Annotated in this window: 12 protein-coding genes; 8 read left to right on the top strand and 4 right to left on the bottom strand. The window is 43.8% G+C overall.

All coding sequences use genetic code 11. From position 1 onward, the window contains the following. Positions 1-94: 94 nt before the first annotated feature. The 6 genes from IEY13_RS22165 to IEY13_RS22140 all read left to right on the top strand — a co-directional run bounded on the left by IEY13_RS22165 (position 95) and on the right by IEY13_RS22140 (position 16114). Entirely contained in the window at positions 95-3481 is a 3387-nt protein-coding gene (locus tag IEY13_RS22165; protein WP_229687961.1) for a TolB-like translocation protein, read from the top strand. A gap of 174 nt (positions 3482-3655) precedes the next feature. Further along, positions 3656-5905, top strand: coding sequence for an efflux RND transporter permease subunit (locus IEY13_RS22160; protein ID WP_229687960.1), 2250 nt, complete (start codon positions 3656-3658; stop codon positions 5903-5905). A gap of 579 nt (positions 5906-6484) precedes the next feature. Then, positions 6485-9622, top strand: a complete 3138-nt coding sequence (locus IEY13_RS22155; protein WP_188956341.1) for a SusC/RagA family TonB-linked outer membrane protein — start codon at positions 6485-6487, stop codon at positions 9620-9622. Between the two features lie 42 nt (positions 9623-9664). After that, positions 9665-11125, top strand: a complete 1461-nt coding sequence (locus IEY13_RS22150) for a RagB/SusD family nutrient uptake outer membrane protein (RefSeq protein WP_188956339.1) — start codon at positions 9665-9667, stop codon at positions 11123-11125. A 451-nt stretch (positions 11126-11576) separates the two neighbouring features. Then, positions 11577-14651: a SusC/RagA family TonB-linked outer membrane protein gene (locus tag IEY13_RS22145; RefSeq protein ID WP_188956337.1), complete on the top strand. Its 3075-nt coding sequence runs from the start codon at positions 11577-11579 to the stop codon at positions 14649-14651. 11 nt (positions 14652-14662) lie between these two features. Continuing rightward, the gene (locus IEY13_RS22140; RefSeq protein WP_188956335.1) at positions 14663-16114 is read left to right on the top strand and encodes a SusD/RagB family nutrient-binding outer membrane lipoprotein; all 1452 of its coding nucleotides are present in this window, start codon (positions 14663-14665) and stop codon (positions 16112-16114) included. Positions 16115-16188: 74 nt separating this feature from the next. Here the strand turns inward: IEY13_RS22140 and IEY13_RS22135 are convergent, their stop codons facing one another. The 4 genes from IEY13_RS22135 to alaS all read right to left on the bottom strand — a co-directional run bounded on the left by IEY13_RS22135 (position 16189) and on the right by alaS (position 22887). Then, positions 16189-17331, bottom strand: a complete 1143-nt coding sequence (locus IEY13_RS22135) for a TlpA disulfide reductase family protein (protein WP_188956333.1) — start codon at positions 17329-17331, stop codon at positions 16189-16191. Between the two features lie 22 nt (positions 17332-17353). Then, positions 17354-18802, bottom strand: a complete 1449-nt coding sequence (gene gatB, locus IEY13_RS22130) for an Asp-tRNA(Asn)/Glu-tRNA(Gln) amidotransferase subunit GatB (RefSeq protein WP_188956331.1) — start codon at positions 18800-18802, stop codon at positions 17354-17356. 98 nt (positions 18803-18900) lie between these two features. Beyond that, positions 18901-19899, bottom strand: a complete 999-nt coding sequence (locus IEY13_RS22125; protein ID WP_188956329.1) for a PDZ domain-containing protein — start codon at positions 19897-19899, stop codon at positions 18901-18903. A 363-nt stretch (positions 19900-20262) separates the two neighbouring features. Further along, complete coding sequence (alaS, locus tag IEY13_RS22120) at positions 20263-22887, bottom strand: alanine--tRNA ligase (RefSeq protein ID WP_188956326.1); 2625 nt, start codon at positions 22885-22887, stop codon at positions 20263-20265. A 167-nt stretch (positions 22888-23054) separates the two neighbouring features. On the opposite strand from alaS, the gene IEY13_RS22115 reads away from it, so the two are divergent. Together IEY13_RS22115 and IEY13_RS22110 are read left to right on the top strand one after the other, a co-directional pair. After that, a complete protein-coding gene (locus tag IEY13_RS22115; RefSeq protein WP_229687959.1) occupies positions 23055-23957 on the top strand; it encodes a M23 family metallopeptidase in 903 nt (300 codons plus the stop codon). A 197-nt stretch (positions 23958-24154) separates the two neighbouring features. Next, on the top strand, positions 24155-26584 hold the full coding sequence (locus tag IEY13_RS22110; RefSeq protein ID WP_188956322.1) for a heavy metal translocating P-type ATPase: 2430 nt from the start codon (positions 24155-24157) through the stop codon (positions 26582-26584). The last annotated feature ends 26 nt before the right edge of the window (positions 26585-26610 follow it).

Genomic DNA, 26610 nt, shown 5'->3' with positions numbered 1-26610 from the left:
ACAGTTAATTATGCTAATTTTAAAATTCTAAAGACCGGATATGCAATTTAAACGCTTAAGGGTTGGCATTCTCTATTTATTTTTAGCAACCGTATTGTTCCCACTTCTTACCATAGGACAGGTAAACACCGTAGAGTTTGGCAAAAACCGTATACAGCATAAAAAATTTACGTGGAAGTTTTATCAGACCACCAATTTCAATACTTATTTCAATCAGGGTGGTTTAGAACTGGGTAAGTTTGCTGCCCAACTGGCTGAAGATGAGTTGGCCTCTATAGAGGATGCTGTTGAATACTCTTTACAGCGCCGCGCCAATCTGGTGATATATAATACTTACGACGATTACAAAAGCAGCAATATTGGTCTGGGGCTGGACTGGCAGAACGCCGGTGGTATGACCAAGCTGGTAAACAATAAAATTGTACTGTATTTTGATGGTAACCATAATACCCTGCGCCGTCAGATACGCGAAGGTATTGCCCGCATTCTGGTAGATAATATTCTGTTTGGTGATGATATTGGTGAAATTGCGAGTAATCAGGCCTTACTGGATATTCCCAAATGGCTTACGGATGGATATGTAGAATATATAGCGCAACCATGGAGTCCTGAGAAGGATGATGAACTGCGAAATGTAATGCTGAGCGGTAACTACCGGAAATTTTATCAGTTTGCCTTTGACAAGCCTACCCTGGCGGGCCATGCTTTCTGGTATTATATAGCTGAAAAGTATAAGAAGGAGAATGTGACTTACTTTTTATACCTGGCACGTTTGTATAAAAACCTGAACACAGCATCTCAGCGGATTTGTAAAAAGAAGTTCAAGGATGTACTGGCCGACTTTATGACTTTTGAAGAAGAAAAGTATGTGAAGGATCTGAAACAGCGTAAGAATGCCCCACGTGGTCGCTTATCGGTGGTAGAAGAAACCAAAAAGGCTGACTTCTTCCGTTTTCAGGCAAACCCCAACCCCCGTAATAACTCTTATGCGGTGGTGCAGTTTAAAAAGGGCGTTTACTCCGTAAAGTACGTTGACAATAATCTTGATGAGAAGGTACTGCTGAGCTATGGTGTAAGAACCATTACCGGCGATATTAATCCTAACTACCCATTACTTTCCTGGGACGGCAAAGGTTCCCGCTTACTGGTAGTGTACTGGAAGGGGGGCAAAATAAACATGTTTGTTTATGATGTGGTAGCCAATATTAAGCGGTTTAAGCAGGAAATAACTGCGTTTGACCAGATTTTGAGTGCCGGCTTTATGCTGGATGCCAATACTATTTTATTCAGCGCTGTAAAAAATGGACATTCGGACATTTTTACTTACCGTATAGACAATGAAAAGGTGCAACAGATTACCAATGATGTGTATGATGATCTGGACCCTACGTTTGTTTCTTTCCCTAACAGATCGGGTATTATCTTTTCTTCCAACCGCCCTTCCGGTGATGCTGTAAATGCTGATACGGTACTGCCCAGCAAAAACCGCTTCAACATTTTCATGGTAGACATCAGTAACAAAAGCGATTTTAAGCAGATTGCCCAGTTATCTAAAATGAAGTTTGCTGATGCACGTTCTCCTATGCAGTACAATGTAAACCACTTCACTTTTGTAAGTGAAGAGAACGGTATTGCCAACAGGTGGGCAGGCTTTTTCTCTACCTCCCGTAATGGGCTTGATACGCTATATTATATAGGTGACGAAATTTTGCGTAACCCGGGAGATAAAGAAATTGACTCCACATTATCTGCATGGCAGAAAAATGAGCCGGACAGCATCAGCTATTTTCAGGTATTTAAAGACTCTACCTATACCTTCCCTATAACCAACTACCAGAGCAGCCTGTTGGAAACCCGCATAGCGGGTGATAAAGGCCAGGTGAGCGAAGTAAGACGCGAGGGCGATTATAAATTTTTGTATAAGCTGCAGGTGGATTCTGCTATGTTACGGAGGCGGAGTGTAAATGCCCGTCCTACGGACTACATGAAGCGTCTGATGCAGGAAGCCCGGTTGGCTGGTGGCAGAGCAGTTACAGAGGTGCCTGTGAACAAGCCGGCAGAGAAAAAGCCTGCAAACAATGTATTCCAGAACGAGTTTGATGATGAAAAACCGGCCGCTACCACTTCCGTGCCTGTAATGGTAAACGGAGAGCCGGTTCCTGCAGCAGAAGGACCTGCCAGAGAGCCGGTGCTTGAAAAAGCGGGTTTGTTTAATTATAAGCTGAAGTTTAATGCAGATTATGTGCTGGCAGGTGTTTCTAACAACATTCTGATTAACCGTTTTCAACCATATGCGTATGGTGCATTGCCTGTAAGGTTGAATAATGGTAACGACTTTAACTGGTCGTTCCGGGTAGGGGTGAGTGATGTAATGGAAGATATTAAAATGATTGGTGGTTTCAGATTTGGCACCAATCTGTCTGACAAAGACGTGTTTTTTACCTTCCAAAACCTGCGCAAACGTTTAGACTGGGGTTTTACTTATTATAGAAGCACCACAGAAAACTATCCTACTTATATTATCAGCGGGCCAGGCGCCGGTTTTGACAATAAGCTGGTTACCAATCTGTACCAGGCCAATGTGGCTTATCCTATTGATGAAACAAAAAGCATTAGGGCCAACATTGCCTTACGTTCTGACCGTTCTGTTACCAGACCTTTTATTTATGAAAGCGGCCAGCCGCTGGAGCAGGGGCTGAATATTCCTGATACCGTAGCAAAAACGGGTATTGCCCATCTGGAATATGTGTATGATAATACCATTAACCCTACCCAGAACATCTGGAACGGTTTACGCTGGAAAATTTACTACGACTATTATAAAGCAGTAGGTAAAGGGGCTTCTACACGTGGTATTAATGTACAGAACCTGGGAGTGGACGCCCGGTATTATGTAAAAATTTACCGCAATTTCATCTGGGCGGCGCGTGCTGCCGGTGATTTCTCCTTTGGCGATCAGAAAATTTTATACTACCTGGGTGGGGTAGATGGTTGGATTAGTCCTAAAGCCAACCAGGACAACCTGCCCACTGGTCAGGATTATGTATACCAGTCTTTAACGCTGAACATGCGTGGCTTCAGGCAAAACGTAGCCAACGGTAATAACGCAGCTGTTATTAACAGTGAGTTCAGGTTGCCTGTATTCAGCACATTTTTTAATAAACCCATCAACAGCGCTTTTATACGCAACTTCCAGCTGGTTCAGTTTATTGATTTAGGTACGGCGTGGAGCGGAAGTCTCAAAAATATTGAGCGGCCTATTACTACTTACCGTCAATACCAGTCAGATGGTACGCCAGATCCTAACTATGCAACTATCCGCTTAAAAGCTGGTGGTATAGGGCCTTTTGCCGGTGGTTATGGTTTTGGCGTAAGAAGCACTGTGCTGGGGTACTTCCTCAAGCTGGATACGGCATGGGAAATGAATGGTATTTTCCGCGGCAAGCCGATGTGGTATTTTGCACTGGGACTTGATTTTTAATCGTTTTTTCCAATAAAGCTGCCGCCCCGCATTTTTGCGGGGCGGTTTTAGTTACTTTTCTTTGCAGTTTATTATTTATCATCAGAAGGTATTTATATGTGGTATCGTTTAGGGCAGTTTATTCTTAAGTTCAGATTACAGTTACTTATCCTGTTGTTTATTCTTACTGCCTGCATGGCATATTTTGCTTCGCGTGTGCAGATGAGTTATGAGTTTACACGGGCCATACCTACCGATAACGTTAAATACCAGGACTATCAGGCTTTTCTTAAAAAGTTTGGAAGCGATGGCAGCACAGTTGTACTGGGCATTAACAGTCCGGATTTTTTTAAAGTACCTGTATTTACGGCTGCGCAGGAGCTGCATAGCGGCTTAAAGCAGATTAAAGGGGTACTGGGCATTATGGACGCACCCGAAGCCATTCAGCTGGTAAAAGACACTGCTGATGGAACGGAAAGGCTGGTTCCTGCCAGGATATTTCCGGCAAAGGCTATCAGCCAGGCCGCCCTGGATAGTGGCCGTGCTATTTTTGAGAATATGCGTTTTTATGAGGGTATCTTATACAATCCCAAAGAGCATAGCTACTTATTTGCCCTTACACTGAATAAGGATACAGCCAACAGTAAATCGCGTACGCGGTTAATGAATGATATTATGAAAGAGGTACATGCTTTTGAAGGCAAAACAGGTCTTACCATGCATGTAAGTGGCTTACCCTATATACGTACTACCGTTGCCAATAAAATACAAAAGGAGTTGCAATGGTTTTTATTCGGTTCGCTGTTTTTGAGCGCGGTTACCCTGCTTTTATTCTTTCGTACAGTGAGCGCTATGTTAATGAGTCTTACCGTGGTAATAATGGGCGTAATATGGAGTGTGGGTACTATGGTGCTGATAGGGTATAAGATTACATTACTCACTTCTTTAATTCCACCATTGATTGTAGTAATAGGTGTGCCCAACTGTATCTATTTCCTTAATAAATACCATACCTCTTATAAAGATACCGGCGATAAGCAGAAGGCGTTGGTAACTATGGTAGGCCGCATGGGCATTGTAACCCTCTTCTGTAATATTGCAGCGGCGATAGGGATGGGGGTATTTTCGCTTACCAAGAGCGATATATTGAAAGAGTTTGGAGTTATTGCGGGGCTGAATATCATGCTGCTGTTTGTAATATCACTGATATTCATTCCTACAGTACTCAGTTATCTGCAGCCGCCCCAGCCCAAACACATGCGTTATCTGGAAAACAAGATGCTGGAACGCCTGCTGATACGGATTGAGAAATGGACATTTGAACATAGCAAGTGGGTGTATATAGTAACTGCCATTGTTACCATTGTTTCTGTAGCCGGGATATTCCGTTTAAAAAGTGAAGGATTTATTGTAGATGATCTGCCGCAGCAGGATGTGGTATATCGCGATCTGCGTTGGTTCGAATCTTCTTTCGGGGGCGTGATGCCGTTGGAAATTGTGGTGGATACCAAAAAGAGAAAAGGGCTTACACGTAATCTCCGGCCTATGGAGAAGATTGATTCATTTTCACAATACATCGCTTCCCGGCCCGAGACGGCAAAACCACTGAGCCTGGTGGAGGGTATTAAATTCCTGCGACAATCTGTATACGACGGTGATAGTACATATTTTGCTATACCTACCGACTTTGATGCTATTACTGTTATGAGCTATCTGAAAGGAAACGGCAGTAAAGATTCGGGTACCCGGAATAGTGCCTTTGTGAAGCTGTTAAGCAGTTTTAAAGATTCATTGGACCAGACTGCACGGATTAGCGTGAATATGAAAGATATCGGGAGCAGAAAACTACCCGGGTTGCTTGCTGATTTCCGGAAAGAGGCTGATAAAACTTTTGATACAGCGAACTATAAGGTAACCTTTACAGGCAGCAGCGTAACTTTTCTGGAAGGCTCTGCATTTATTATCAATGGGCTGCGCGAGAGCATCCTTTGGGCCTTTGGGTTAATTGCGCTTTGTATGCTGTATTTATTCCGTTCTTTCCGCATACTGCTTTGCTCTTTAATTCCAAATCTTATCCCACTGGTAGTAACAGCTGGTGTAATGGGTTGGACAGGTATAGCGCTTAAGCCTTCCACTGTGCTGGTGTTTAGTGTAGCGCTGGGTATAGCAATAGATGTAACCATACGTTTTTTAATAAACTATAAGCAGGAGTTGCCGCATTATAACAACAGCGTTAAGCCAACATTGGTGCAAACTATACATCATACCGGCGTTAGTATTATTTATACCTCTCTGGTATTGATAGCAGGATTTATTATATTTTGTATAAGCGAGTTTGGAGGCACCAATGCATTAGGCTGGTTAACATCACTTACATTAATAACCGGCACACTAACAAACCTTATATTGTTGCCTGTACTAATCTGGCTGCTCCGTAAGCGCTAACCTTAAAATTTACTTTAACTTCTCCGAACTTGTTTTTTAACAGTTACTTATGAGTAATTTGCTCTCAGTTGATACAGAAAACTGAGAGCAAATGAAAATGTGTGTACAAAAAGTATGGCAAATAAGGGGACTAAATCCTGCAAGACGTTTCTTTTACAATTATCTGGAATAGCAACCTGGTTGAGGTAACATTAGAGTAGGATTAGAAAATAGGCGGTATTTGCTTTTTTTTGAAGAGAAAATGGGTTTTTATGCTATTATTAACTAATTTTCCATCTGATTATTCAGCGAGAAACTAATTCGCCTACACATGAGAAAGCAAACAAACTCCATTCATGGACCTAATGTGTTCATTCCTCAATGGTTGTCTACGGACAATTATAATAAACTACCGGTACCTTTTCAACATTTCAATTTTACACATATAACGGAACTAAAGTCACTTTTGATGTAGCTATAAGCTAAATCGATAAAGCGTTCTTTCGTGATACTCCGTGAAATTATTGGCTGTACAAGCCGACAGGGCTTCGTATGCACAATTGCAGGTATATACATTTTTAAGTTAAAACCCCGATTTACATGAGAAAACTACTACTGTTTGTGGTAACGTGCTTTCTTTTGCTACAGGCATGGGCACAAAACCGGACTGTTACCGGTAAAGTAACAGATGAGCAGGGCAAACCAGTTGCCAATGCTTCTGTTTCTGTAAAAGGAACTACCAAAGGAACCATTACTAAAGAGGATGGTACCTTTTCACTAGCTATCGCTGAAAACGCCAAATCATTAGTTGTTACTTCAGTGGGCTTTACTCCGCAGGAGTTGCCTATTGGTAACAGATATTCCATCACTTTTGTACTTGCATCAAGTGACCAGTCGTTAGGAGAAATTGTGATTACCGGCTATAGCCGTGAAAAGAAATCGCAGTTTACCGGTGCGGCTGTAGTATTGAGTTCTAAAACAGTAGAAGAAGTGCCTGTGGGCTCTTTTGATCAGGCATTACAAGGTCGTGCACCTGGTATGCTTGTTAACTCCAGCTCAGGACAACCAGGTTCCAGTGCAACGGTTACCATCAGAGGAGTACAGTCTATTCAGGGGGCTGGCGCTCAGCCGTTGTATGTGTTAGATGGAATACCTATTCCTGCCAGCGATTTTCAAACATTAAACCCTAATGATTTTGAGTCGTTAACCATTTTAAAGGACGCCGGTGCAGGAGCTTTGTATGGTGCCCGTGGTGGTACAGGTGTAATAGTAATAACCACCAAAAAAGGAAGAGCAGGTGCTACCAAAGTTATGGCACGCAGCCAGTTGGGTATTACCAAGGCGCCAAGCTTTGACCGGTTGAATCTTATGAATGCTGCTGAGATACTTTCGTACGAAGAAAGACTGGGTAGTTTTGGATTAGATGCGAATCAGCTTTTACCAGGCTGGGCTTATTCAAAAAATAACCCTACCTATGCTGCTGCCAGTGCAACAGAAAAAGCGCGTCGCGACTTTTCTATGGATAGTCTGATTAATAATAATCTTAATATCCCTAAGCTGTTTTATCGTGAAGGCCTGTCTCAGAGCCATGAGATTAATATGAGCGGAGGAAGTGATAAAACCAGATTTTTCCTTTCTGCCGGTATTTTTGATCAGGAAGGTATAGATCTGGGTGCTGCATTACGCAGGTATACCACCCGCTTTAATATTGAACATACTTCTAACAAGCTTACTGTTCAATGGAATACTGCATTAGGTTACTCTAAAACCAATTATTCAGAAGGAGAAGCTTATGGCAACAGCCCAAGAAACGCTTTCCAGATGACCTACCGGGCCAAGCCGTACGAAAACCCATTCAAGGCTGATGGCTCCTATAATTTTGGTGTAAGTACACAACGCAACTTAAAGCAGATTGCGAATGTGCTTGAAGGTATTCAAAACTCCAGCCTGGTGCAGAATCAGGTTAAAATAAATACCGGCTTAACAGTAGGGTACAAGCTGTTGCCATCTGTTACTTTAAAGAACACTTTTGGTATTGATGTTGCGGCTGATATATGGCAGCGTTATATAAAAGCTGATTCTTATGTAGGCACTACTGCCGGCTTTTCTGCTACCGTTCCCGGTCTGGACGTAGAAGGTGCCAGAACCAATGTTAACCTGATTAATACTTCCAGTGTTACATATGCAAAACATATTGACAAGCATGATTTTGAAGTAGGTGCTTATTTTGAAGTGGTACGTAACTATCAGAAAGGTTTGGCATTTACATTGTATGCTTTGGATCCACGTCTTCCAAACAGCGGACAAGGTGCAGGGCAGCTGCCGGTTTCTTCCGGTCAGACCACTTATCCACAGAATGCAAACAGTGCAAAATCGGGCTTTGGAATACGTTCTTATTTTGGAACAGGCAGATATACTTATGATGATAAGTATACTGTTACTGGTAGCATTCGCAGAGATGGTACTTCACGTATTGCCAATAACGCAAACAAAGAAATTACTACCTGGGCAGCAGGTTTAAGCTGGAATGCGATTAAGGAAGACTTTCTGAGAACACAGCATGTGCTGAGCGACCTGAAAGTAAGATTCTCTTATGGTGTTGTTCCTAATATCGGAAGTATTGCTACCAACTCATATAATCTTTTGGGTACAGCAGCGGGAACATGGATGGCAGTATCTAACTATCTGGGACCACAGATTCCTTCTTTTGCTAATGCCAACTACGCAGGTGGAGGTACTGTTACAGGTACGGCTCCTTCTACGCCTGGTAACTCTCAGCTGAAAATTGAAAATATCAGAAAGGCAAACCTGGGTGTTGATTTTGCTGTATGGCACAACAGGGCAAGATTTACTGTTGAAGCGTACAGAAATGAGACTGTAGATTTATTCGTTTCTCTGCCATTGGCTGCCAACACTGGTTTTGGCGGAACAAGCAGACCTGTTAACGCGGGTAGAATGAGAAACCAGGGTCTTGAATTTATGGCGGCTGTGGATGTGGTAAGAACCCATGATTTTGATTTCACTTTTGGATGGAACCATGCTATCAACAGTAATAAAATTACCGACCTGGGTGGTTTAGATGAATATCCTTCAGGAACTTTCATTATCCGCAAAGGATTACCTTATGGTACCCATTATACCAGAAGCTATCTTGGTGCAGATCCGGCAACGGGAAGACCACGTTTTGAAACGCTGGATGGTAAAGAGGTGAATACGGCTGCAGCAGCGCCCAATATGGCTAAATGGGGAACTTATCTTCCCAAGCATGTTGGCGGTTTTACATTTGACTTCCGTTATAAAGGATTTACTATCGGTACCTTATTTTCATACCAGTTTGTTGTTACCAGAAGCAACAATATCAGAAACTGGATTACACGTGGTACTTCAGGTTATCAGGGATCTGTTAACGGTTCCAGAGAACTGTTAACCAAGCAGTGGCTTAAACCCGGAGATAATGCGTTTTTCCAGTCTCCTGTATACGACAGAGATTTCAGTTCATCAGATCTGGAAAATGCAAAATTCCTGAGATTCAGAAATATCAATGTTGCTTATCAGATTCCGGCTATTGCGTTTAAAGGCACTAATGTAATTAAGGGTGCAAAAGTGTATGCACAAATGCAGAACGTTGCCGTGTGGAGCCCATGGACTGGTCTGGATCCGGAAGATGGAAACAATATCAGTCTGAATGAATATCCCAATCCTAAAATGATTGTAGCTGGTATAGATATTAATTTTTAACCGGTACCCGGTTGATTCATTCATAATAAGAAATAGTTGAAGATGAAATATCGTAAAATAATATATATTCCTGCATTACTATTAAGCCTCGCTTCCTGCCGCAAGCTGTTAGAAGTGAAGGAAACTGATTTGCTTACCGATCAGTTAGCTTTGAAAACAGTAGCGAATAACGAGTCTGGAGTTATTGGCGCTTATGCAGGATTAGGTACAGAAATGGGCATTTTGCTGAACGCTATACTTTCCGATGAGGTTAAGAAAGGTGAGTTTTATAACTCCGCAACCGTTCATGAGTGGCAATACAGCTCTACAGACGTAACTATCCGCGATAACTTTACTGCCGTTAACCCTTACTACAGGGTGGTTGACAGAGTTAACAGGGTATTGCAGGCGCTGCCGGGTGCAGATTCTACCAGGTTAACTGATACGCAGGCTTTTCGCAGCCGTCTCAGAGGCGAAGCCTTGTTTTTAAGAGCTTTTTGCCACTTTGAAGTGTTCCGCTACTACTGTAATAACTATCATGCAGATAGCCTGGCAATGCCCTATATTAGCCAATACAGGCCCGATTTGCCAGCGATGCCCAGAATTAAAATGGGAGCCTATTTTGAGCAGCTGCAGGCTGACTTGACAGAGTGTAAAAACCTGGTACCTAACAGCCTTGCAGATGTGGGCAGAGCAAACAAGATTGCAGTAGCAGGATTGCAGGCGCGTGTTGCTTTGTTTATGAAACGTTGGGATGACGCCATTACGTATAGCACTGAGTATATTTCAGCTTTACCGTTGGCTACCAGCGCTTCATTTCCGGGCATATGGACAGATGCAAACAACGACGAAATTGCATTTGAACTGAAACGTAGTGCCAGCCTTGGTGCTAAAACAGGATCATTATTCAGAGCCGTTTCTACCGTTGTAGGTGGAAAAACAACAATGGGTACAATTACCTGGCTGGCATCTGATACTTTGTGGAATAGTTACGATACAGCTAAAGATGTACGCTTTAAGGCCTATTTTAAGGATGAGAAGCTGTTGTCTGATGCAGCAAGACCATCACACCTGGTTGCAAAGTATGCAGGTGGTGCTTATACAACTGCAACAGAAAACGTAGCTGACAATAAGATTTTAAGAACTGCTGAAATGTATCTTATACGTGCAGAAGCAAAAGCAGAGTCTGCTGCATCAGACCTGGGTGGCGCCGCTGCTGATATTAATGCTTTACGTGCTGCGCGTATTGCTGACTATGCTCCTATTGGCGCATATGGCTCAAAAGAACTGGCCATTGCAGATATTATGCGCGAGCGCTTTAAAGAACTTGCTTATGAAGGCTTCCGCTTCTGGGATTTAAGGAGGAAAGGGATGCCGGTAACAAGAAAGGCTTCTGACGCGCCTACCACGGACGAGTCTTCCCGTGTGTTACCTACAGGTAACTTCCGTTTTGTATTACCAATACCCAATGCAGAAATTCAGGCTAACAAACTGATGCTGCAGAATCCTGGTTACGCCAACTAAAACCATAGCAACATTTAATAAAAAGCTGTCTCCTGATAAGGGAGGCAGCTTTTTTTTCGGGTTAATTTTTTTATTGTAAGTGACGCATAATCAGTAAATAGTGATATGTATAATGGTTTTTGTTGTCAATTTTGAACGGCAGGCTTGCTTTTTTTATAGATAATTGGTATTTTGCTATTAGTTAGAACATCATAAACTAACGGCACATGAGAAAATTAGCACACGGACATTACTATGTCCACTACTCCCGATGGTTCCATCCACCGTTACACGGTGCAGATGTTTTTCCTGAAAAGAATACGATAGTTGATAAAGCTTTTCTGCAGATGGCTGTGTAAGCGCAGTGTAGTATTTATACAGTTTTATCTATTATGCTTTTGATGCCTTTGGCATTGAACAGGCTTTGTATGCCCCATCCTTATATATTCTAATCTAAAAAAAAGCATTTTACATGAGAAAACTATTGTTGTTTATGAGTTTGTGCCTGCTGACTATTCAGTTATGCGCACAGGACCGTACTGTTACGGGTAAAATAACAGATGATAAAGGAGACCCTGTTGCCAACGCAACGGTTGAAGTAAAGGGAACCCGCACCGCTACAGTAACCAGGCCTGATGGCTCATTTACTATTAAAGCTGCTGCTAATGCGGTGTTGGTAGTAAAAAGTCTGGGGTTTGAAAAAATAGAATATCCGGTAGGCACAAACAGTGTTGCTACCATTTCCTTAAAAACTGATCAGGCTACATTAAGCGAGGTGGTGGTTACGGCTTTAGGTATAAAAAAGGACAAGAAGGGATTGGGTTATGCTATTACTGAATTAAAGGCAGGGGATGTAACCAATGTGCCTAATCAGAACGTAGTAAACTCTCTTAATGGTAAAGTTGCCGGCTTGCAGGTAATATCCAGTGGTGGTGCCCCAGGTATGGGGTCGCGGGTGGTTATAAGAGGCGGTAACAAATCTATTACCGGAGATAACCAGCCTTTGTTTGTAGTAGATGGAATACCTATTTCAAATGCTAACGATGGTACCGCCAATACGGTTACCGGTGCAGGCTCACCTAACCGTGCTGCTGATATTAACCCTGATGATATAGAAAGCGTTTCTATATTGAAAGGAAGTGCAGCTGCTGTATTATATGGTAACAGAGGTTCAAATGGTGTAGTACTGATTACTACCAAATCAGGTAAAACCAAAATAGGTAAGCCCGTAGTAAGTATATCCAGCACTGTTGGATTTGACAGAGCACTGAAGCTGCCTGATTTTCAAACTACCTACGCCCAGGGGCAATTCGCGGGTACGCCAGCTGTTCCTACTTATGCAGAAGGAACCTCCTTGTCATTCGGCCCTAAAATTACAGGGCAAACTGTTGCCAGTGCAGCAGCAGGTGGTAATATTACGCTGAGAGCTTTTGATCCCCGGAAAGATTTTTTAAAGACAGGTGTAATTATTAATAATTCTGTTTCGGTTTCACAAGCCACAGAAAAGGGCAGTTACTTTTTATCTGCCGGTCAGTCACGGCAAACCTCTATAGTGCCTAACCAGGATTATAACAAAGCAAGTGTACGCTTTAACTCCACCAATAACCTGTCTTCCAAAATAACTACCGGTATTAATTTAAACTATATCAGATCATGGGGTGATGTGCCTTATGCCGGACAGGATGGCAATAACCCCATATTTGCATTGTTCAATGCTCCTGTAAGCTGGGACCTGAACGGTTATGGATATGTAAACCCGAACGGAACACAACGTAACTTCAGAGGCGGTAGCTTCGATAACCCATTATGGAGTGTGAATAAAACGTTTTATAACACCACCAGCGACCACTGGATTGCGGCTGCCAATGTTTCTTATAAGGCATTACCCTGGCTGGATTTCACGTACCGTTTAGGTGCTGATATCCTTACCGATTTCAGAAAATCGTTCCGGGATATCAACAGCGGCGGTAGCCCCAATGGCTACTTAAGTAATAACGATGTTTACAGACAGGAACTGACTTCTACGTTTTTAGTGAACATTAACAGAAAGCTTACCAAAGACATTGGATTAAGCTTAGTAGCAGGTCAGGATTACAACCAGCGCAAGTTGAAGAATATTGCGCAAACAGCTACTGCTTTAAGTTTGCCGGGAATAACTAATATGGCAAATGGTAAGTCTTTTGATCCTGACTATGAGTATACCTCAATCAGAAGACTGATTGGTACATTTGGCGATTTAAGACTGGACTATAAAAGCTATCTCTATCTGGGTATTACCGCTCGTAACGAATGGTCTTCTACCTTACCTACCAATGAGAGGAGTTATTTTTATCCAGGCGCTAACTTGTCTTTCATATTTACTGATGCTTTTGGTATTGATAAAAAGGTTCTTAACTACGGTAAAGTAAGATTGGCTTATGCCCAAACAGCAAGAGATGCCGGTGTATACAGTCTTCAGAATGTATATACACTTGGTGGTGCAACAGATGGTTTTACCAGTGGTATTACTTTTCCATTCGGTTCTGTTCCTGGTTATACATTTAGTAACACCCTGCGTAATCCAACGCTTAAACCCGAAAAAACCACAGAGTTTGAGGTGGGGGGTGAATTCAGATTTCTGGATAGCAGAATTAACTTAGAAGCAACGTATTTTAGAAATGACAACAAAGATGGTATTGTTGCTGTTGACGTTTCTCCTGCTACCGGTGCCACTAATGCTACATTAAACTCAGGGCACGTAAGATCTAATGGTATAGAACTGGCGTTGAATGTAACACCCGTTAGAACCAGAGACTTCACCTGGGATGCAACCATTACTTATAGCAGAATCCGCTCTAAAGTAATTGAAACTTATCCGGGAGTGGAGAGAATTTCTCTGGGAGGATTCTCTGGTAATCCGGCCATTTTTGCTATCAGAGGCGAACGCTATGGTTCTATTGTAGGCCAGAAATTGAGAAGAGATGCCAATGGAAATGTAATAGTAAGTGCTACAACCGGGCGTCCTTTATATGATGATGGTGGAAATCTGGGATATATTGAACCTGATTGGACAGGGGGTATACGCAACCAGTTTACCTATAAGGGCCTTACTTTCGATTTCCTTTTTGATACCCGCCAGGGTGGTGTTATGCTGAATGCAACCGAAGATTTATTAGATGGTTATGGAGTAAGCGCCAAAACAGCTTCCAGAGAAGAAGATTTTGTATATGCCGGTGTTAAGAATACAGATGGCAAGCCCAATGATAAAGTGGTAAAAAGAGATCAGACCTGGTGGAGTGCTGCTAAAGTGAATGAAGAGTATCTGTATAAAAACAATTGGGTAAAATTGAGAGAAGCAAACTTAAACTATACGTTTACCATCAAAAATGCTAAAGTGCTGAAGTCTGTGAATGTGGGCGTATACGGTCGTAACCTGTTCCTGTGGAGCGATATTCCACATGTTGATCCTGAATCCAGTTCTTTTGGTACAGGCAACGCGCAGGGTGTTACACGTATGGCTTTTCCAAGCACACGTTCAATGGGGGTTAACTTAAAAGTTGTTTTCTAAAAAAGCTGATTATGAAAAAATTAATTAATTATAGTTGGAGTAAGCTTGCTTTGGCAGGTGGCATTATAATACTTGGGGCTGCTTCCTGTAGTAAAACACTGGATGTTAATGCCGATCCTAATAACTTTCTGGATGTACCTGTTGCTACACTGTTACCGGCCGCAGAGGTTAACCTTGCCTTCTCAATAGGAGGCAATGGCACACGTATTCCTGCATCTTTTGTACAGTTATATTCAGGCCACAGAAACCAGCCATTGCAATATGGCCAGTACAATGTTACGCCCGCATCAACAGATGGTTTATGGTCGTCGCTTTATGCTGGAGTTTTGCGTGATCTGCTTGCGATTACCATTAAGTCAAGAGTGGCGGGAGATTCTATGTATGTAGGGGTGAGTCAGTTGTTAACTGCTTATACGTACGGTTATCTTACAGATATGTATGGTGATATTCCATTTACCGATGCATTGAAGGATGATAAACAGCTTACGCCGGCTTATGATAAACAACAGGATGTATATCCTGCGGTTATTGCTATGATAGAGGCCGGAATAAGCAACGTAAAGTCTGCCAAAGGAACCAAACCCGGTGGAGATGACGTTATTTATGCAGGAAATATGGCCAACTGGGAGAAATTTGGTAACTCTTTAAAGCTTCGGTTACTAAACCACCTGAGCAAAAAGCAACCTAATGCAGCGGCAGATTTTCTCGCTACCAATCCTGTGCTTATTACTGCTAATGCCGATAATGCCAAAGTTACCTTTGGTACTACCCAGGCGAACGCAAACCCCATTTATTCATTTGATGAATTGTCGGGCAGAAAAGATGCAGCTGTATCCAGCACTATTGTAAACAGAATGAAAGCTATAGATCCGAACGATGCGCGCATTTCCAAATACTTTAAGCCGGTAAAAAACAATACCAATGGTGTGGCCGGCCAATATATTGGTAATGTACCCGGGGGCGATAATGATGATGCTGGTGAGGCTAAGTTTTCAAGGGTAGGCCCTGCTTTTGCAGGTAATGGTGCACCTATTATTTTATTAAGTACCGCTGAAGTACAATTTCTGACTGCTGAAATAAAATTCCGTAAGAACGATCAGATAGGAGCGGCAGCAGCTTATAGCGCTGCTTTGGACGCAGATTTTGAGTTTGTGGGAAGCGCCTCTTACGCTGCCACTTACAAACTGAGGCCCGAGGTTGTTTATAACAGCACACTGCAGAGAATTATGGAGCAGAAGTGGATTGTGATGATGCAGGCGCCTTATGAGGCTTGGACTGACTGGCGCAGAACAGGGGTACCTGCACTTACTGCACCTACTACCAACTTTACAGACGGTGTTGTGCCCAGGAGAATTCCTTATCCACAGCTGGAGATTAACCTGAATAATGCGGCGCTTAAAAATGGTCCTGGTGTTCCGGTTCCTTTTGAATCGCTGAAAACGAAGGTTTGGTGGGATCAGTAATTTTAAGATACTGAGTATAAAAAAATAGCCCTGGCGCTTTTGCTGCCAGGGCTATTTTTTTGCAGAAGGTAATTTTATTTCAGCACCTCTGCCAGCTTTTTCTCCAGATCAGCCTCACGTAAACTGCTGGCGATAATTTTTCCTGAAGGATCGATTAATACATTAAACGGAATACCATCGAACTGATAAGTTTTCACTATATCACTTTCCCATTTTTTTAAGTCGCTTACGTGCGTCCAGGTAAGGTTATCTTTAGCTATGGCCTGCTGCCAGGCGGCTTTGTCAGAATCCAGCGATACACCTAGTATGGTAAAGTTTTTATTTTTAAACTTGTTGTAGGCAGTTACCACGTTAGGGTTTTCGGCACGGCAGGGTGGGCACCAGCTGGCCCAGAAATCTACCAGTACATACTTGCCTTTAAAGCTGCTCAGGCTTACAGGTTTACCGTTAATATCGTTCATGGTAAAATCCGGTGCCTGCTGGTTTTGCAGGGCATAAGGTTGCTCTGCTTCCTGTGGGGTGGCAGTAGCGGGGCGGGTAACCATTGACTTTAATTGTGCCAACTCTTTATGGTCTTTGAAACGATCTGCTGTCTGATTAATCAGTGGAATCAGTTCTTCTTCACGCATAGACTGGCGACCTAAACCCAGTACAAAAGAAGCAGAAGCCGGGCTGGGGGTTTGCTTAATAAATTCAGCCAGGGTTTCGTTCAGTTGCTTCAGCTGGCGGGTACCTTTTTCCTGCAGCACATTCACCACGCTATCGCTGTGTGGTTTGTTTCTTAACGAATCAATCTCAGCAAACGTGCCTGCAATAGCTGAATCGCGGGTGCGGTATTTTTCAAAAAAGTTGTAAAGGGCAGTGGTGGCATCAGAACCCTCTATATCAGGCTTGCGGAAGTTGGCTACATCAAACTTTACCTTTATGTGGTTGCCGTCGTTTATAAACAAAAGACCGGGCCCTTTTTCCAGTACCAGCTGGTAAAGTCCTTCTTCTTTGCCCATAGCACGTAATTCAAACGTGCCATTGCCTTTGAGTGAGCCGGAATCGAGAATAACGGGTGCAGGATTGCTATTGGAAAGTTCCTGCAGGTATATTTTTCCGTTGGCTACCGGTGCATGGGCTATCTGGCCGCTTACTACAAATGCACCGTGCTGTTTTTCTTTACAGGCCACTGCTGCAACCATTACGGATGCTATTGCCAAAAACTGCTTCATCTCTTGCTCCTTCTTTTGTTATTTATTTTAGTTTCTCCTGAATCAGCGTGGTTACCAGTTTGGGGTCTGCTTTTCCCTTACTTAGTTTTTTAACCTCGCCTACAAACAGGCCAATCAATCCTTTTTTTCCTTTTTTGTATTCTGTTACTTTATCGGGCATGCTTTCCAGCGCTATGTTTACCCATTGTTCCAGTTCGCTGGTGTCGCTTACCTGTAACAGATTCATATCTGTGGCAATTTGCAATGCATCTTGTTCCGGTGCTGCTATCATGGCAGGCAGTATGCGGGAAGAGGCTACAGAAAAGTTTACTTTTCCATCTTCTACCAGTTGCAGTAATGCTGCCAGCTGCGTGGGCGATACCGTAAATTGTTCAAAGCCCAGTTTGTTTTCGTTCAGGTATTGTTTAACAGGCCCGTTAATAAAGTTGGCTGCGGCTTTATATAATTGGGTATGTTGTAATACCTGATTATAATAATGGGCTGTTTCTTTTTCTGCACAAAGCTGTGCAGCATCGTATTCTGATAAACCCAGTTCTGTCTGATACTTTGCCAGTAAGGCAACAGGCAGTGCAGGCAGGCTTTCACGAATACCGGAAATAAGCGTATCGGAAAGATGAAAAGGGGCCAGGTCAGGTTCAGCAAAATAACGGTAGTCGTTGGCCTCTTCTTTATCTCTGATGGCAAAAGTGGTATCGTTACCGGCATCAAAACTGCGTGTTTGCTGTTTTACCGTACCGCCGGCTTCTACCAGCGCAATCATACGCTCAATTTCATACTCAATGGCCTTTTTAACGTTGCGGATACTGTTGAGGTTTTTTACCTCTACTTTGGTACCCAGCTTTGTTTCGCCTTTTAAACGGATAGATACGTTGGCATCGCAGCGCAGGCTGCCTTCTTCCATATTACCATCGCACACATTCAGCCAGCGCACCAGCCTTCTCACCTCGGTAACATACTGGTAAGCCTCATCGGCACTATGCAGGTCAGGCTCGGTAACTATTTCAATCAGCGGAACACCGGCGCGGTTGTAATCCACACAGGTAAACTGATCGTCTATATCGTGAATGCTTTTACCGGCATCTTCTTCCAGGTGAATACGGTTGAGCTGTACATTCCGGGTTTCTTCGCCTGTTTTAATGGTTACATAGCCCCCTTTGCAAATAGGGGTGGTATGTTGCGATACCTGGTAGCCCTTTGGCAGGTCGGGGTAGAAGTAGTTTTTACGGGCAAAGTAGTTATACTGCTCTATTTCGCAGTTACAGGCCAGGCCCATTTTAATGGCATACTCCACTGCTTTTTTATTGGTTTTGGGCAGGGTGCCGGGGTGACCCAGCGTAATGGGGCTAACCTGGGTATTAGGGGCAGCGCCGAAAGTTGTGGCGTCGCCACAAAACAATTTACTGTGGGTAGCAAGCTGTGCGTGCACCTCCAGGCCTATAACGGCTTCGTATTTGTCTGAAATATGGCTCATTCTTCTGCGAAAATACCCATAAACGCGCAACAAAAAACCGTTGCTGGACAACAACGGTTCATTGCATTGGAGAAACTGTATAAATGACGATTCAAAAACTAGAGGTTGGTTATTTTCAGCTTTTTAGCAAACTTCACCTGAACTGTTTTCTTATTATTACCACGAAGTATGTCTACTGTTATGGTATCACCTTCTTTTACCTCTTTCAGTTCTTCTCTTAACGCTTCTGCTGATTGTATTTTTTTACCGTTTACTCCGGTAATAATATCATCCTTTTCTATGCCTGCTTTGGCAGCGGGGCTTTCAGCTCCGGCTTCCAGCACTTTTAAGCCGTTGCCATCTTCTGTATCCTGTACCTGTAAGCCCAGGCGTAGTTTGCGCTCGCCCAGTACCAACCGGTCAATATCGGCAAAGCCTTCCATGCGTGGAAATTCCAGCCTGTCTGGTATATCAAAGCGGGTATAGCCATCTTCATTGTTCCAGTGGAAACCTTTTACAGTGCGTAGTTCGCTTTTGCCCAATGTTGCGGTTGCGGTACTCTTTTTACCGTTGCGCAGGTAAGTAACTACTACTTTGTCTTCCGGTTTGTATTTGCTTACTGCCTTTGCCAGATCATTATGATCGGTAACTGTACTGTCGTTAATAGCAATAATAATATCATTCTGCTCCAGACCAGCTTTGGCAGCGCCGCTTTCGGGTGTAACCTCCGCTATTCTGGCACCCTTTTCATCTTTTTCGGTAATCACACCCAGTACGGCACGGTTGCCAACAGCGCGAACGTTAACACGTGGCGATACTTTTACCCTTTCTGAAAACTCAGGGCCAAATGCTTGCCTGCCGTTACGGAAGCGAAGGCTGTTAAACTCTTTAAACCGTTTTACTTCTAACGAAGAATCGTTGAATTTATCCAGTGGTTTACCATTAACGGTAATATTATCACCATCAATAATGATGGTTGTTTTTTCTTCCTTACCACCTTTTTTGCGGATGATAATGCTTTCTTCTTTTTTATCAGAAGGCTTTTGCGCATAAAAGGCTCCGGAGCCCATTAGAGTAAGGCATAGCAGTCCTGCAACTTTTGTAATAAGCGTTGGCATAGTGCTCGTTTTTAGTTCTACGAATATTTTAGTAGATCAAATATAGTGAACAAATTTAAATACGAAGGTGTTCGCAAATGTTAAAGTACTGCCAATGAAACAAAGCATGTTAATGGCGCCAATTGCGTCAGCCAGTTGTAAATATGCATTCTGTCCGGATAATTTTACGGCAATTTTGAATCGCTTGAAAGTCTTTTGATTGATTGTCGGGTTGAACGGGACATTTCTCCCATCGAATCAAATAGCTGTCTGATTGATCGGGAATGCTATCGGCTAATATATGCGGGTTGGTAATTTAAAACTGAGCGCCGGGCTATAAAAGTTCAAAGCCTCCACGTGGGAGGCTTTGAACTGCTGGTATGTTTATAGTAAGCTTTTTACTTTTTCAATTACCTGTGGCAGATTGCTGGCATCCTGCCCACCGGCGGTTGCCAGTGTTTTTTGCCCGCCGCCGCCACCTTTAATCAGCGGTGCTATATGCTCTTTGATAATCTTCGGCGCTTCCAGACCTTTGGCAGCTGCCAGACTGTCTGACAATAATATAGCTACCTGCGCTTTGCCATCTGCAACAGCTGCAAGGGCTACCGCATAATCGCCGGTAAGATCGCTCTTCAAATCAAAGCAGAGCTTTTTAAGGTTATCGCCGCTGCCACCATCTACCACGGCCCCTATAAACTGAACGCCGTTTACAATAGTTACCTGCGTTAACAGTTCGCCTCTCAGCACTGCCAGCTGTTTAGCCTCCAGGCTTTCGATGCGTTTTTTCAGTTCAGTTGCCTCGGCGTTCAGGTTTTCTATGGCCTTCACCAGGTCTTTCGGGTTTTTCAGTAATTCCTTTATTTCCCGTGCCTGGGTAAACTGCTCCTGAATATAGGCTTCTGCTACTGCACCGCTTATTGCTTCAATACGGCGTACACCAGCTGCTACAGCGCTTTCGTGTTTAATTTTAAAGAAGCCCAGTTTACCGGTAGCGCCAACATGGGTACCGCCACAAAGTTCAATTGACCAGGTGGGGTCCATTACCACTACGCGTACCACATCGCCATATTTTTCACCAAACAGTGCGGTTGCCCCCATCTGAATGGCTTCTTCCTTCGGCATTTCCTTAATTACTACGGGAATGTTCTCGCGTATTTTGGTGTTTACTATCTGCTCAATGCGGACAATTTCCTCGTCGGTTACCTTGGCAAAATGCGAGAAGTCGAAACGCAGTTGTTCGTTGTTTACCAGACTGCCTTTTTGCGCAACGTGCGCACCCAGTACTTCACGCAATGCAGCGTGCAGCATATGGGTAGCACTGTGGTGAATGCTGATGGCATTTCTGCGCGGGCCATCCACTACAGCCAATACTGCGGCATGTATATTTTGAGGCAGCGATTCTGCCAGTTGTATATAAAGGTTGTTTTCCTTTTTCGTATCAATAATATCAATACGCTCTTCTTCAAACTGTAGTACACCGGTATCACCTGCCTGTCCACCACTTTCTGCATAGAAAGGCGTGCTTTCCAGCACCAGCTGATAAGCTTCTTTGCCCTTCGCTTTTACTTTGCGGTATTTGGTAACGCGGGTTTTGGTAGAAAGATGCTCGTAGCCGATAAATTCTGCTTTGGCATCATCGTGCAGTACTACCCAGTCTTCCGTATCAATGGCAGTTGCGGCGCGGCTGCGTTGCTTTTGCTGCTCCATTTCTGCGGCAAAACCGGCTTCATCTACCTGTAACTTATTTTCAGAAGCTATAAGGTTGGTAAGATCGAAAGGAAAACCGTAGGTATCGTATAATTCAAAAGCGTCTTTACCGGCAATGGTTTTAGAAGCTGCGGCACCGGTAACAATATCTTCAATTCTTTTCAGGCCTTTTTCCAGTGTACGTAAAAAGGCTTCTTCTTCCTCCCGTACTACTTTGCTTACAAAATCTACCTGCTGATGCAGTTCGGGAAATACCTGCTCAAACTGTGCAGCTAATATCGGCACCAGCTGGTGCAGCAATGGCTGCTTATAATCAAGGTAAGAGTAGTAATAGCGTACAGCTCTTCTCAGAATACGTCTGATAATATAGCCTGCGCCGGTGTTAGAAGGCAACTGACCATCGGCTATGGTAAAAGAAATAGCGCGGATGTGGTCAGAAATTACGCGGAAGGCAACGGCTTCCCTGGTATCACTGTAATCGTACTTTTTACCAGAAATTTTTTCGGTAGCGGCGATGGTGCCGGTAAATACATCCGTGTCGTAGTTAGATGATTTGCCCTGAATTACGCGCACCAGCCTTTCAAAGCCCATACCGGTGTCTACGTGTTTGGCAGGAAGCGGTACCAGGCTGCCATCTTTCATGCGGTTAAACTGCATGAATACGTTGTTCCAGATTTCAATTACCTGGGGGTTATCAGCATTCACCAGCGTGCTGCCATCAACCAGCTTGCGTTCCGCATCGGGGCGGCAGTCTACGTGAATTTCTGAACAGGGGCCGCAGGGGCCGGTGTCGCCCATTTCCCAGAAATTGTCTTTTTTATTGCCCAGCAAAATCCGGTCTTCTGCAATCCATTTTTTCCATTCGTTGTAGGCTTCCTCATCTTTAGGAAGGTTTTCTTTGCTGTCACCTTCAAAAATGGTTACGTACAGGCGGTCCTTATCTAATTTGTATACTTCTGTCAGTAATTCCCAGCTCCAGGCAATGGCTTCGGTTTTAAAATAATCGCCAAAACTCCAGTTACCCAGCATTTCAAACATGGTGTGGTGATAGGTATCTACCCCTACCTCTTCCAGATCGTTATGCTTACCGCTAACGCGTAAACACTTTTGCGTATCGGCCACGCGTGTGCTTTCAGGATTTCTGTTGCCCAGGAAATAGTCCTTAAACTGGTTCATACCCGCGTTGGTGAACATGAGGGTAGGGTCGTTTTTTACTACAATTGGAGCCGAAGGAACAATAACATGTCCTTTTGACTTAAAAAAATCCAGGAACTGCTGCCTGATAGCTGCGCTGGTTAACATAAAAAATTCTTCGTTTTTATAAATCGTATAGGTAAGCCGTTATCTTTGTTGGCTTACAAAGGGGCCAAAGGTAAAGTAAGAAATTTAAGGGCGGTGGGATGAAAAAAATTAAATACTTTTATAATACACATACACTTCGATACGAGAAGCTTGTAACTCCATTGAGGGTGAAGCTGTTACGAATATTGGGCTTTGTGGCGGCTGCTATTGTTACCGCTTCCATTATTGTGGCCATCGCCTTTCAGTATATTGACTCCCCTAAAGAAAAAGTATTAAAGCAGCAGAACGACGATCTGAAACAGAGCTACCGGGTTTTTAATGAAAAGATACGCCTGCTTCAACAGCAGATGACAGAATTGCAGAACCGGGATAATAATGTATACCGCACCATTTTTGAAGCCGCCCCTATACCCGATAGTGTGCGCCTGAAGGAGATGGAAAAGAATAAAGAGGTGCAACTGGTGCAGGGCATGGGCGAAACCCAGCTGGTAGCGGAAATGACTTCTCAACTGAACAATCTGGCCAAAAGAGTGGCCTACCAGGAAAAATCTTACAAAGAAATTGACGGAATGCTGACGAACAAGGAAAAGCTGCTGGCAGCCATTCCTGCTATTCAGCCCGTAGCCAATAAAGACCTTAACCGTATTGCTTCCGGCTTTGGGTACCGTATTGATCCGGTATATAAAGTGGCTAAGTTTCACGCCGGGCTGGATTTTGCCGCGCCGCAGGGTACACCCATTTATGCCACAGCAGACGGTGTAATTAAAGAAGCGAATTATAATGCCGGTGGTTATGGTAACCACGTGGTAATTAACCACGGCTACGGCTACGAAACCCTGTACGGGCACATGTATAAAATAAAATCCAAACCCGGCGACCATGTAAAACGTGGCGAGGTGATTGGTTACGTGGGTAGTACAGGTAAAAGTACCGGCCCGCACTGCCACTACGAGGTACACCGCAGTGGCGAACGTATTGACCCTGTTTATTATTTCTCCAACGATTTATCTCCCGATCAGTTTGATCGTCTCCTGAAACTGGCTGCAGCCAGCAACCAGAGTTTTGACTAATCTGTAGCGGCCCTCCGTATCAGACCAGCTTTATGACAACAGTCATATGTAGCGGTGATGTTGCTCATTCCCGGTGCAGCAGTATGCTTTTACCTTGCCTTCGAATTGGTAATGACTGCATGTACGTATGTTTTCTGAAATGGAAATGTGATGTAAAAAAATGCAGGCGTACCTGTTAGTACCCCAAATGCAAGGTTATGGCTACTACCGAGGTTGCAACTACGTGTTATCACTGCGGCGAAGACTGTGCTGATAAACCAGTATTACAATATGATAAAGTGTTCTGTTGTGAAGGATGCAGTATGGTATATGGCATTCTGCAGCAGAGCGATATGTGCGATTATTACGCTATCACCCTAAACCCTGGCCTGAGTCAGCGCCGGCCTGTTCGCCAGAACAAGTTTTTGTTTCTGGATGATGACAAGGTCAGGCGCTCACTCATTAGCTTTTCTAACGAAGAGCAATCTTTTGTAACGTTTTATCTGCCTCAGATTCATTGCAGCAGTTGTTTGTGGCTGCTGGAGAACCTGCACCGTATTCAGCCTGCGGTTATTTCTTCTAAAGTCAACTTTCCCACCAAAGAGGTGGAAGTTTTTTTCGATCATCGCAGTTTTAGTCTCCGTCAACTGGCCGAACTGCTTACCAGCGTGGGGTATGAGCCTTATATCAGTCTGCGGCAATCCGGCGCGCAAAAGCCGGGTGCAGATAAATCTAAATTGTATAAGCTGGGCATCGCGGGTTTTTGCTTTGCCAATATTATGCTCATGAGCTTTCCGGAGTATCTGGGTATTGATGTGCAGGAGCAATACCTGTCTTCCGTATTCCGGTATCTGAATCTGGGTTTGAGTTTGCCGGTATTTTTTTACAGCGCCTCAGAATTTTACAAAAGCGCCTGGAAAGGAATTAAGCATGGCTTTTTAAATATTGATGCACCTATTGTGCTGGCAGTACTGGTAACGTTTGTGCGCAGCCTGTACGAAGTGTTTTCGGGTACAGGAGGCGGTTATTTCGATTCTATGTCGGGTATCGTGTTTTTTATGCTGGCAGGTCGTGTGTTACAGGATAAAACTTATGACCAGTTGAATTTTGAGCGTGATTACACTTCTTATTTCCCCATAGCCGTTACACGTATCAGCAATGACACGGAGAAAACCGTAATGCTGCCCGATATTCATCTGGATGATACACTGCTGATACATAATGAAGAGCTGATTCCGGCAGATGGCATTATTACCCGCGGGCAGGCGCTGATAGACTACAGTTTTGTAACCGGAGAAAGCGCACCGGTGGCAAAAGAAGTGGGAGAGATTGTATATGCCGGTGGTAAACAGGTAGGCGGCAATATTGAAATACTGGTAATTAAAGAAGTGGCGCAAAGCTACCTTACCCGTTTGTGGAACCGTGGGGAAGAGCCCGCTAAAAAAGCAGAAGAGGAGCGCTCTTTTGTGCACTTGCTAAGCAGGTATTTTACCTGGATGGTGTTTGCCATTGCATTGGCGGCAGCAGGTTACTGGCTGGTGCATGATAGCAGCCATACATGGAATGCAGTAACTGCGGTGCTGATTGTAGCCTGCCCCTGTGCGCTATTGTTAAGTAATACTTTTACCAATGGTAATATTCTGCGCCTGCTGGGCAGGCAGCAATTGTATCTGCGCAATGCACAGGTAATTGAGGATATGGCGGCAATAGACCATCTGGTTTTTGATAAAACAGGTACACTTACACGGGCACATGGTGGCACGGTAGAGTACGATGGGCGGGAGTTAACGCCTGAACTGAAAATACAGGTAGCTTCACTGGCAGCGCAATCTAACCACCCTATGAGCAAGGCTGTGGTAAAGTGGGCCAACGCTGGCAGGCCGCTTACGGTACGTGGTTTTAAAGAAACAGCTGGCCAGGGTGTGGAAGGTGTTATTGAAGGCCGGAACATTGTGCTGGGCTCCCGCAAACTGGTAGGGCTTGAGAATGCGGTGAAAGATGCGTTTACCAGTGCAGTGGTATATCTGGCTGTGGAAGGGGAGGTGTGGGGCCGCTTTGTAATCAAAAATGCTTACCGGCCAGAGGTGCCTGAATTGTTTGGGCGGCTGCAAAAGAAATATGCCATTACTATTTTAAGCGGCGATAACGAAGGTGAAAGGCAATACTTGTCCTCTTTACTAAAACCGGGTTCACAACTACTGTTTAACCAGGGGCCGGAAGATAAGCTGCGCGTAATTCAACGCTTACAGCAAAGAGGCATAAGAGTAATGATGATTGGAGATGGATTAAATGACGCCGGTGCCTTGCAGCAGGCCGATGTAGGTATTGCCGTAACAGAAGATTCTAATTGCTTTACGCCGGCATCTGATGCCATTATGGAAGTAGGGCAGCTGGGCGCGCTGGATAGAATTTTACGTTTATGTATAGCCAACAGGCGTGTGGTAATGATAGCGTTTGTGGTATCTATACTTTATAATATAGTGGGTATCTGGTTTGCCGTACAGGCAAGGCTTTCGCCCATGATAGCGGCTATTTTAATGCCCGCCAGCAGTTTAAGCATACTGCTGATTACGTATGGCTTAAGTAACGTGGCGGCTGTGTATCTGCGGCTGAAGAAAACCGTGCAGACTACAGTGCATAAGAATTGATAATACACACACACACATGAGAAAAA

The organism is Filimonas zeae (assembly GCF_014641615.1).
Classification (GTDB): Bacteria; Bacteroidota; Bacteroidia; order Chitinophagales; family Chitinophagaceae; genus Filimonas; species Filimonas zeae.
This window is presented reverse-complemented; position numbering and strand designations above follow the sequence as displayed.